Source organism: Flavobacterium xanthum (genome assembly GCF_900142695.1).
GTDB classification, from domain to species: Bacteria; Bacteroidota; Bacteroidia; order Flavobacteriales; family Flavobacteriaceae; genus Flavobacterium; species Flavobacterium xanthum.
This window is the reverse complement of record NZ_FRBU01000008.1, coordinates 109,938-120,392: the sequence shown is the minus strand read 5'-3', so window position 1 is coordinate 120,392 and position 10,455 is coordinate 109,938. Positions and strand designations below refer to the sequence as shown.

Sequence of the window (10,455 nt, the reverse complement as noted above, 5' to 3'; positions counted from 1 at the left end):
CTCAAACAAGATGGGATAATTTATCGGCATACCTATTAGATGGTAACTTGCAAATAGATAATAATCTGGTGGAAAATGCAATCAGACCAGTGGCCCTGGGTAGAAAGAATTATCTTTTTGCCGGATCGCACGATGCTGCTCAAAGAGCGGCTATGGCCTATACCTTTTTTTCTAACTGCAAAAAGCATAACGTAAATCCTTTTGAGTGGCTAAAATATACCCTTGAGAATATCCAATCTATAAACCACAAGAATATTAAAGACCTGTATCCCCACAATTACAAGCAGCTAGCGGAATCTAAACCATTGTAAAATTACGCTCCTATCATTAATCTTATTGAACTAAACAATATGTAGTTGCTCGGGTGGATACAAACAATTACTGTTTCGCTTTCACTGAAATCGCATTTATTCGCTCTTTTCATGCTCTTCCACATCTTTTTGTAAGTCCAGTTTTCTAAAAGTAGGGGATACGGCACCGGTAAGAAACACGGTAATCAGTGTCATGCTTCCGCCAAAGATCACTGCATTAACAGTTCCCATCAATTTTGCAGTTAAGCCACTTTCAAAAGCACCTAATTCATTGGACGAACCTACAAATATAGAATTCACAGCTGCAACGCGTCCTCGCATGTGATCAGGAGTTTTTAATTGCAAAATGGTTTGCCGTATCACTACCGAAATCCCATCAAAAACACCACTTAAAAATAAAGCGGCTACGGACAACCAAAAAACAGAAGAAAGTCCAAAAACGATAATGCAAATTCCAAAGGCAAAAATGGCTGATAAGAGTTTCATTCCTGCATTCTTCGTAAACGGAATATAAGCGGAAATAATCAGCATTAAAAAAGCACCAACAGCTGGAGCCGCTCTCAAAACACCAAATCCTTCTGGTCCCACCTTCAAAATATCTTGTGCAAATATGGGCAGTAACGCAACGGCACCTCCAAAAAGAACCGCTATCATATCCAATGATAAAGCGCCAAGAATCGTTTTATTGTAGAAAACAAATTTCACACCTTCTTTTAAACTGTCCATTATAGGCTCACCAATTTTTGGATTCAAAATGGGCTTGGTCGCAATTTGGGTTAAGGCAGTTAAAGCAAGAAGTGAACATACTAAAACAACAGACATGGACCAATGAACTCCGATCCAATTGATCGAAAAACCCGCTACCGCAGGTCCTAAAACGGAACTTATTTGCCAAACAGAACTACTCCAAGTGGCAGCATTAGGATATATTTTTTTTGGAACAATCAATGCCAAAAGAGAAAATATAGTAGGACCAAGAAAAGCACGAACTAATCCGCCTAAAAACACAAAAAAGTAAATAGAATATAAAATAGTTTTGGTAGAGAAATCTTTTATAAAAGGGGGCCACGTAAATAAAAACAATCCTAAACTGATGATTGAAAATCCTAAGATGCATTTCAAGAGTAATCCTTTTTTTTCCTTTTGGTCAACAATATGTCCAGCAAATAGTGCCATCGAAATAGCCGGAATGACTTCCATTAGTCCAATCATACCTAGAGATAATGGATTTTTGGTCAAGCTGTACACTTCCCATTCAATAACGATAAATTGCATCGACCAGCCAAATACCATCGCGAAACGCAACAACAAAAAAATATTAAATTCTTTATAACGTAACGCTGAATATGGATCGTTTTTTTTCATGTAAATCTTTTTCATGGGTGATTATTGGCAAAGTTTCAAAGGTGCTATGATTATAAAAAATGGGACTAATCAGAATTAAAGTACTTGGAACTATTTATTGTCTTGCTATTAAACAGTACAATAATGTTTAACATAAAGTCATATAAGTATTAAACCTTAAATGAGCTTATTTTTGATTAAGTGGCATAAGACTAACATTAATGAAACTTAAACTTATATGACTTATATGGTAAAAAAAGTGCGTCATTCTTTTATCATTATTTACAACAAATTAAGTACTGTTTAGTTTCAATGCAGACTTTGTACCATAGAAACTCAAAACCTTAGTGCCTTCTATTTAATATCTCGCAAGCGTAACTGCATACTTAACTTACCGTTCCATTCATTTTCATCAATACAATACACGGCTTCAAAAGGTTTTTGATACGTAGTCAATTCGATTTTGGTTCCCAAATTAAAGCCTATAGCTGCTATACCCTCAGAATTGTTTTGTTTGACAAAAAGCTTTAAATGTTCTTCTTCCTGTCCCATTGGTTTTCCATAACCGGTATCTTTGATATTTTTGGTCAGGAAAATGGGAGTCATATTTTGTGGTCCGTACGGTTCAAATTGTTTCAGAATCCGAATTAATTTGGGAGTAATATCAGCAAAATCAATCTCAGCGTCAATCGCAATTTCAGGCGTTAACATATCGGGATGAATGGTTCTTTCTACTTCTTTTTCGAAAGCCTCTTTGAAGATTTGATAATTTTCTTCTTTCAACGTCATTCCCGCAGCATACATGTGACCGCCAAATTGTTCCAAATGTTCCGTACACGCCTCGAGTGCATTGTACACGTCAAATCCTTTTACAGAGCGTGCCGAAGCCGCATATTTATCGCCGCTTTTAGTAAACACAAGAGTTGGTCGATAATAAGTTTCGATCAAGCGGGAAGCGACTATTCCAATCACTCCTTTGTGCCAATTTTCTTGAAATACTACGGAAGTAAATCGCTCTTTTTCATTATTTTCTGCTATTTGTTGTAGCGCTTCTTTGGTGATTAATTTATCTAAATCCTTTCGCTCTGAATTATAAGCTTCAATTTCAGAAGCAAATTGTTGGGCTTGTTCAAAATTAAATTCGGTTAGTAATTCCACTGCATGATTGCCATGTTTGATGCGTCCAGCAGCGTTTATTCTAGGAGCGATGATGAAAACAACATCGGTAATATCTAAAGTTTGTTTTTTTATTTGGTGAATGATGGCTTTGATTCCCGGTCTTGGATCACTGTTGATGACTTGCAGTCCAAAGTAAGCCAGTACTCGATTTTCTCCAGTCATTGGCACAATATCAGCAGCAATAGCAGCTGATACTAAATCCAGATACGGAATCAAATCATCAATAGTTTCATTTCGGTTTTGGCCCAAAGCCTGAATCAATTTAAAACCTATTCCACAACCGCACAATTCATCATAAGGATAGTTACAATCGTCCCGTTTTGGGTCAAGAATAGCAATGGCTTCCGGTAAAAATTGGCCGGGTCTATGATGGTCACAAATAATGAAATCGATATTTCGTGCTTTGGCGTAGCCCACATGATCAATGGATTTTATGCCACAATCTAATGCAATAATGAGTGAAAATCCATTGTCGTCAGCAAAGTCAATTCCTTTGAATGAAATACCATAACCTTCCCCATAACGATCGGGTATGTACGTTGCCACATTAGGGTAGTAAGTTTTCAAATAGGAAGAAACAAGGGAGACAGCTGTTGTTCCGTCCACATCATAATCGCCAAAGACAAGAATGTTTTCCTCGTTTTCAATCGCTTTCTCGATTCGTTCGACTGCTTTATCCATGTCTTTCATCAGATAGGGATCGTGTAAATGGTCTAAGGAAGGGCGAAAAAATGCCTTAGCTTCATCGAAAGTTTCAATGCCGCGTTGGACTAATAAAGTGGCTACAAAATCTTCTACATTCAACGCTTTCGCCAAATGTTGTACAGTTTCTTCGGAAGGTTTTGGTTTGAGTGTCCAACGCATATTAATTTGGGATTTTAGATTTAGAATTTTATGAAGTCAAGCGCAATGCCATTAATTTTAAGGAGTTTTGACCGTTACTTCGAGTGATTTGGAATAGTAATGCGACAGCTTTAATGTTTAAAATTGTATCGAGAAGCTTTTATTCTCTCAGGGTTCTTGAAACTTCGTAAAAATTTTCTATCGCAAATCTTTACTCAACTCGAACTGACGAGTCCACTAACCTAATGACATTACACCTGACCTGACATCGCATTGTAATTTATTTCAATTCTAAGGCACTGCCGTAAAATGCAATTCCGTCCCAACCAGTTTTCATAAAATTTCGAATGTTTTGATGATTTGTTCCCTCTGGATCTCCCAAAACTTCTTCAAAATAATAAGCACCAAAACAAGCTAAGGTAGCGGCTTCAGAGAGATTGTGAATTTCGGCGAAAGCCAATAGCTTGCAAGAACCTGAGTTCTCGCCAGCAAAATTGTGTTGTAAACCGTTCTCAAATGCTGTTGGTGCAAAGTCATAGTGCGCTTCAATTACTGCGATAGTTTCCGCAAAGGTGATGGCTTCCGGCGTTTGATTTAATTTTTCTAAAAAAGCGGTGATGGTCATATTGATAATAGTATTAGAATTCTAGTGCAATAGTTTTTGCAGCTGCAATCGCCCCGTCCATATAGCCGGGATTTTGTGTGGCGGTTTCTGCCCCAGAAACATATAATTTTCCGTTTTGAAATGGTTTTTTAAATAAAGAATGTCCATTATTTTGGTGTGCCAATACCAGTTGTTCATAAGGTTGAAATGTTAACGGTTCTTTCCTCCAAACATTCTCAAAATAGGCAACATAGTCTTTGGCTTCAGGTCCAAAAAAAGTCGTTAACTGTGCAATAACTTTCTCTTTGCGTTCCTCCATGGAAAGTACTGCGGTTCCACCGTTTAGAAATCCTTTCAACGCAAAACCGGAATTATCAGCTGTACTGTGGTCGTACATTTCCTGAATAATACTGGCTTGACTGAATAACGTTCCAGAGTAGTTATTTTGTTTCCAAAAAGGAGTTTTATATTCCACAGCGAATTTAATGGATTCACCCATCCAAGTATGCGTTTTCTTGGCTAGTTGTGTGAAATTTTCGGGTAAATTAGGTTCGAATACCACTGAGTTCACTAACAAATTAGGTGGAATTGTGCTAATCACTTTATCGGCGGAATAGCTTTTTCCATCAGAATCCGTAACGATTAAATGGTTGTTCTCCTCTTTTATTACTGTAATTTTGGTATTTGTCTTAATGTTTTGAATGCCGATTTCAGAAATTAATCTTTTAATTAAGGTTTCAGTTCCGCCTTCGATGCGAAAAGAAGGTTCCTCAGAATCCGAAATTTCGAATTTCTGTGGTGGAACAAAAGACATGGTTTCAAATAATGAAATGCCTTGTGTATGTTGCTTAAAATAGGGGATTTCTAACGATCTCAGTACTTCCAGAAGTTGGCTATGTTGGTTTCCAAACCAAGTGGCACCCATTTCCATGGTGACAGCGGTTGTGCCAGTAATAGTTTTGATGCGACCTCCAATTCTCGTATTGGCCTCTAATAGTAGAACTTCCATACCTTTTTTCTGAAGTAAAAAAGCAGTGTAAAGTCCGCAAAGTCCAGCTCCTATTATAATAACTTTTTGCTTTTTCATGACTCTTCTTCCTCCGAAAATTTCCTTTTTTTCGGCTCTTTGATTATTGTTTTTCCACCCACAACTACAACAATTTCTCCTCTCGGAGCTATTTTTTCAAAATGGTTTAATACTTCTTTTACTGTTCCTCGAACATTTTCTTCATGTAGTTTTGATAATTCTCTGCACACACAAATCGGTCTGTCTTCTCCAAAATAAGTGATGAATTCCGCCAATGTTTTTAATAATTTATGTGGAGAGACATATAAAATCATGGTACGGGTTTCTTCGGCTAAAGCCAAATAACGAGTTTGTTTTCCTTTTTTGTCAGGTAAAAAACCTTCGAAAATAAATTTGTCGTTAGGCAGGCCACTGTTGACTAAAGCAGGTACAAATGCCGTGGCTCCGGGCAAACATTCTACTTCAACTCCGTTTTCAACACAAGCACGTGTTAATAAAAAACCGGGATCTGAAATTGCAGGAGTTCCTGCATCTGAAATTAAGGCGATATTTTCTCCAGCTTTCAACCTCGAAATTAGATTTTCGATTGTTTTATGTTCGTTGTGCATGTGATGGCTGTACATGTGCGTGCCAATATCGAAATGCTTTAATAATTTTCCGCTCGTACGCGTGTCCTCGGCGAGAATCAAATCGACTTCTTTAAGAATCCGAATCGCTCGGAAAGTCATGTCTTCGAGGTTGCCAATAGGCGTAGGAACGATATATAATTTTGACATAGATAAAATAATTAGGTACAAGTTTCTAATAAAATCAGAAACTGTTGAAATGCGTAATCAATACTATAGAACGAAGTTTACAAGAATTTTTTCTCAATAATATCCATGAAACGTTCTTCATACTCTTGTTTTCCTTGCCAGTTATTGTAATCTGGTTTTACCATTTCTTGAACAAAATCTCTAGTTTCATAGAAGGTATCAAACGTAATCAATTGACTTAGAACCCTATTGTAATCTTCACTGCTGTTTCCAAAAAGATGTTTTATAAACGCCAGACGGTCATTCAAATCGATGTTGATTCCTTTGGCTAATTTATCATTCAAAGAAACTATTTTCGGTTCTGTCTTTTCGACTATTTGTGATTGTATAGGGTCTGATTTTTGTGCTTCAGTGGCTGTATCGTCTTTTGGAACTTCAATGACTACTGCAGTTGGAATATTATCTACTTGCTGTTTTTTTACAAAAAGTGTATCGTGATAATTGCCGCCTAAAAGATCTTCAAAAGAGATTTGTACAGCTTCTGTTTTCTTTGGTATTTCCAACTCGGTCTGTACTTCTTTTTCCTGTGACAATTCAAAAGCAGGTTCAAAAGGCGCTTCAGTTTCCATTATTTCTTCTTCTATTTCCATTTCCGTAGCCGCAACTATTTCTGGTTCTACCACAGTTTCTTCTTCTTGCTCGGTCTCATCAATTACTTCTCCTCTTTGTTCCAAAGGCATTTCATCTCCTTCTTCAGCAACAGTTTCCTCAGCGATTATTTCTTCCTCATCAATTTCCTCAGTTACCGTTTCTTCCTCCTCAACAGCGCTTTCTTCTTCCGTTGCAACTGGTTCTTGTTCCGCTGAAGGAGTTGTTGCGGCGTTTTGTTCCAAAGTCGTTTCAGTAGCTTCTTCTACAGCAGTTTGTTCAATTACAACTTCTGCTTCCGGTTGAACCGATTCAGTTGTATCATAAATAGATTCTATTGCTTTACTAATTTCCGTTATACCAATAGTTGGTTTTGCTTCGCTAAAATGTTCGTCCACAAATCGTAAGACAGAAAGTTTTTCGTATAATTTCTGTGTTTCCAAATATAATTGATTGATATCAGATTTATTTTTTAACTGTAATATTCTGTGTGCAATGCTGATTAAATCGGCTTCCAATTTTTTTTTCATAACTGTTGAAATTATAGGGTGTTAGGCAGGTCTTCTTTGATGCGTTTTTGTATTCTGTTTTATATCTTGATCTAAAATGAGATTATTTAAGTAAAAGATTTTTATTTTTTTAAATAAGTGCTGGCAAATCCCCGATTTGATATAATTTTTATACTTTTGAAACGACGTAAAAGTATAAAATTTTTAAGTCGGTTCACTTATTACAAAGTAATAAAAACTATTCATTTTTTAAGTTAGAAAAATACAAAATGTTTCTCGAAAATACAGTAAATCATAAAGAACAATTTGGTTGGATCGAAGTTATTTGTGGCTCCATGTTTTCGGGTAAAACCGAAGAATTGATCCGTCGTTTGAAAAGAGCGCAGTTTGCCAAGCAAAAAGTCGAAATTTTCAAACCGGCCATCGATACGCGTTATGATGATGAAATGGTCGTATCACATGACGCTAATGAAATCCGTTCCACTCCTGTTCCTGCTGCGGCCAATATTGCTATTTTGGCGCAAGGTTGTGATGTGGTAGGCATTGACGAAGCACAGTTTTTTGATGATGAAATTGTGAAAATTTGTAACGATTTGGCCAATCAAGGAATCCGAGTAATTGTTGCTGGATTGGATATGGATTTTAAGGGAAATCCTTTTGGTCCAATGCCTGCATTAATGGCAACTGCCGAATATGTGACCAAAGTTCACGCCGTTTGTACCCGCACAGGAAATCTCGCTAATTATAGTTTCCGTAAAACCGATAATGACAAACTCGTTATGTTAGGCGAAACCGAAGAATATGAGCCTTTGAGTCGTGCCGCGTATTACCATGCTATGCGCAAAGATCAGGAGAAGTAATCCTCTCCCCAACCCTCTCCAAAGGAGAAGGAGCCGGAACTGGATTGAAATATAAAACCCTTTCAGAGTTCAAAAATTCTGAAAGGGTTTCTTTTTAATTAAAGATAGATTCTAATTTAAAATCTAATTCTGGAAATAATTTACTTTGAATACTATCTTCCTCAATTAACGGATGCATTCCTATGAACTCGTTGTCTTTTAAAACATATATAAAAACCGTTTTATCGGCTGGGTTTACAATCCAATATTCAAGAACTCCTGCTTCTTCATATAAATCAAATTTATACTTCATTTCTTTATTAGAATTCCCTGGGGACAAGATTTCAATCACTAAATCAGGTGCGCCAATAGCGCCTCGCTCATCAATTTTAGAATCGTCACAGATAACACATAAATCAGGTTGTATCACGGTGTAAATTTCTTGATGCAATGTAGCTTTCTTTTTGGCTAATAAGCGAACATCGAAAGGAGCTGCAAAAAGATTACAAGGATGTGGTTTGAAAAAATTATATAAAACACCTGCCAACTCCATGGAAATTCTTTGATGTGTAGTACTTGGTGCGGGACTCATCTTAAAGATCTTCCCTCTTAGCAATTCTAGTTTTTCCTGAAACTGCCAAGTCAAGTAATCCGCATAGGAATAGGTTTTATTTAAATCTAATTGATTGATGTCCGTTATCATAAAACTTCTTTTTCACAAAGTTACTAAAAAAATACTTCGTTTTTAATGTGCTCAACAACAGTGTATTTTTATTTATAAGGTTCAAATTTGACATTGGATTCGGAGTATTTCATTGCTTGAACATTTCATAATCCTCAATCTAAAATTAACAATCTTACATTTTCTTCCTCATTCTCGCTACAGGAATATCAAGTTGTTCTCTGTATTTTGCTATGGTTCTTCTGGCGATAGGATAGCCTTTTTCTTTAAGAATTTCCGCTAATTGATCGTCTGGAAGTGGTTTTTTCTTGTCTTCTTCCTCAATCGTGTTCTGTAGAATTTTCTTGATTTCTAGTGTAGAAACATCTTCTCCTTGGTCATTTTTCATGGATTCTGAGAAGAATTCCTTAATCAGTTTTGTGCCATAAGGCGTTTCTACATATTTACTGTTGGCTACGCGAGAAATTGTCGAAATATCCAGTCCTACCATATCGGCAATATCCTTCAAGATCATTGGTTTCAACTTGGTTTCATCACCATCTAGGAAAAATTCTTCTTGATAATGCATAATCGCATTCATGGTGACAAACAGTGTTTCTTGACGCTGGCGAATCGCATCGATAAACCATTTAGCCGAATCTAATTTTTGCTTGATAAATTGTACAGCATCTTTTTGCTGTGCTGATTTATCGCGCGAATCCTTGTAGGTTTGCATCATTTCCTGATAATCTTTAGAAACGTGCAGGGAAGGAGCATTTCGTCCGTTTAGGGTGAGTTCCAGTTCGCCATCTACAATTCTAATGGCAAAATCAGGAACTACATTTTCAGTTACCTTGTTGTTTCCTGTGAAAGAACCGCCTGGTTTTGGATTTAATTTCTCTATTTCGTGAATGGCTTTTTTCAGTTGCTCATTCGAAACATTGTATTTCTGAATTAACTTATCGTAGTGTTTTTTGGTAAACGCATCAAACTGATTTTCGATAATATCAGTCGCTAGTTCCACAGATTCTGTAGGTGTTTTGTGCTTCAATTGCAACAACAAACATTCCTGTAAATCTTGCGCACCTACGCCGGAGGGTTCTAGTTCATGAATAACTTGTAGCATTTTTTGCACCATCTTTTCATCGGTGTAAATGCCTTGGGTAAACGCCATGTCATCGACCATATCAGCCACGCTACGACGAATATAACCCATGTCATCAATACTACCAACGAGGAATTCAGCAATGTCACGCTCTTCATCATTCAGGATAAAGGTGTTCAACTGATTGATTAAATCTTGGTGAAAACTCACTGGCGCTGCAAAGGGCGTTTCGCGATCATCGTCATCATCGCTATAATTGTTGGCCTGTGTTTTATAATCTGGCGTTTCATCGTTGCTTAAATATTCGTCGATGTTAATGTCTTCGGCTTCAATTCGCTCTGATTCGGCATCATCGTAATCATCGTAATCCTCGTTTTCGAACTCGTCTTTCTCGTATTCATCTTCTTCTTTTCCAGTTTCAAGCGCTGGATTTTCATTCATTTCTTCGAGTAATCGTTGCTCAAAAGCTTGCGTAGGCAATTGAATTAACTTCATCAGCTGAATTTGCTGAGGAGATAATTTCTGGGATAATTTTAAATTTAAGAATTGCTTTAGCATTTTTATTGTTTAAAAGTTTAAGGTTTAAAGTTTAAGGTTGCAGAACGTTCCACAACTTTAAACTTTAAACCT

The 10,455-nt window shown here is 36.8% G+C and carries 10 protein-coding genes; 2 read left to right on the top strand and 8 right to left on the bottom strand.

The annotated features are described in order from the left end of the window. The coding region (locus tag BUC11_RS05320) for an IS66 family transposase (RefSeq protein WP_139259424.1) at positions 1 to 311 on the top strand (311 nt) is incomplete at its 5' end. 96 nt (positions 312 to 407) lie between these two features. Here BUC11_RS05320 and BUC11_RS05315 read toward each other — a convergent pair. From BUC11_RS05315 to BUC11_RS05290, 6 genes are all read right to left on the bottom strand, one after another. Next, a complete protein-coding gene (locus tag BUC11_RS05315) occupies positions 408 to 1,676 on the bottom strand; it encodes an MFS transporter (RefSeq protein WP_139259423.1) in 1,269 nt (422 codons plus the stop codon). 333 nt (positions 1,677 to 2,009) lie between these two features. Next, positions 2,010 to 3,698, bottom strand: a complete 1,689-nt coding sequence (recJ, locus tag BUC11_RS05310; RefSeq protein ID WP_073352631.1) for a single-stranded-DNA-specific exonuclease RecJ — start codon at positions 3,696 to 3,698, stop codon at positions 2,010 to 2,012. 259 nt (positions 3,699 to 3,957) lie between these two features. Beyond that, complete coding sequence (locus BUC11_RS05305; protein WP_073352629.1) at positions 3,958 to 4,302, bottom strand: HopJ type III effector protein; 345 nt, start codon at positions 4,300 to 4,302, stop codon at positions 3,958 to 3,960. Between the two features lie 13 nt (positions 4,303 to 4,315). Beyond that, complete coding sequence (locus tag BUC11_RS05300; RefSeq protein ID WP_073352628.1) at positions 4,316 to 5,368, bottom strand: flavin monoamine oxidase family protein; 1,053 nt, start codon at positions 5,366 to 5,368, stop codon at positions 4,316 to 4,318. Further along, positions 5,365 to 6,084, bottom strand: a complete 720-nt coding sequence (gene rsmI, locus BUC11_RS05295) for a 16S rRNA (cytidine(1402)-2'-O)-methyltransferase (protein ID WP_073352625.1) — start codon at positions 6,082 to 6,084, stop codon at positions 5,365 to 5,367. The genes BUC11_RS05300 and rsmI overlap by 4 nt, the downstream gene beginning before the upstream one ends. A gap of 77 nt (positions 6,085 to 6,161) precedes the next feature. Next, complete coding sequence (locus tag BUC11_RS05290; RefSeq protein ID WP_073352623.1) at positions 6,162 to 7,241, bottom strand: hypothetical protein; 1,080 nt, start codon at positions 7,239 to 7,241, stop codon at positions 6,162 to 6,164. 248 nt (positions 7,242 to 7,489) lie between these two features. Here BUC11_RS05290 and BUC11_RS05285 point away from each other — a divergent pair, with 248 nt between their 5' ends. Further along, the gene (locus BUC11_RS05285; RefSeq protein WP_073352621.1) at positions 7,490 to 8,080 is read left to right on the top strand and encodes a thymidine kinase; all 591 of its coding nucleotides are present in this window, start codon (positions 7,490 to 7,492) and stop codon (positions 8,078 to 8,080) included. A 94-nt stretch (positions 8,081 to 8,174) separates the two neighbouring features. Here BUC11_RS05285 and BUC11_RS05280 read toward each other — a convergent pair whose 3' ends face one another. Together BUC11_RS05280 and rpoN are read right to left on the bottom strand one after the other, a co-directional pair. Further along, entirely contained in the window at positions 8,175 to 8,762 is a 588-nt protein-coding gene (locus BUC11_RS05280; RefSeq protein ID WP_073352620.1) for a Uma2 family endonuclease, read from the bottom strand. Positions 8,763 to 8,916: 154 nt separating this feature from the next. Then, positions 8,917 to 10,383: an RNA polymerase factor sigma-54 gene (rpoN, locus tag BUC11_RS05275; protein ID WP_073352618.1), complete on the bottom strand. Its 1,467-nt coding sequence runs from the start codon at positions 10,381 to 10,383 to the stop codon at positions 8,917 to 8,919. Positions 10,384 to 10,455 lie beyond the last annotated feature (72 nt).

Coding starts and splice junctions, on each gene's coding strand:
- BUC11_RS05300 (WP_073352628.1), bottom strand. CDS start 5,368: ATGAAAAAGCAAAAAGTTATTATAATAGGAGCTGGACTTTGCGGACTT.
- rpoN (WP_073352618.1), bottom strand. CDS start 10,383: ATGCTAAAGCAATTCTTAAATTTAAAATTATCCCAGAAATTATCTCCT.
- BUC11_RS05280 (WP_073352620.1), bottom strand. CDS start 8,762: ATGATAACGGACATCAATCAATTAGATTTAAATAAAACCTATTCCTAT.
- BUC11_RS05285 (WP_073352621.1), top strand. CDS start 7,490: ATGTTTCTCGAAAATACAGTAAATCATAAAGAACAATTTGGTTGGATC.
- BUC11_RS05290 (WP_073352623.1), bottom strand. CDS start 7,241: ATGAAAAAAAAATTGGAAGCCGATTTAATCAGCATTGCACACAGAATA.
- BUC11_RS05305 (WP_073352629.1), bottom strand. CDS start 4,302: ATGACCATCACCGCTTTTTTAGAAAAATTAAATCAAACGCCGGAAGCC.
- recJ (WP_073352631.1), bottom strand. CDS start 3,698: ATGCGTTGGACACTCAAACCAAAACCTTCCGAAGAAACTGTACAACAT.
- BUC11_RS05315 (WP_139259423.1), bottom strand. CDS start 1,676: ATGAAAAAAAACGATCCATATTCAGCGTTACGTTATAAAGAATTTAAT.
- rsmI (WP_073352625.1), bottom strand. CDS start 6,084: ATGTCAAAATTATATATCGTTCCTACGCCTATTGGCAACCTCGAAGAC.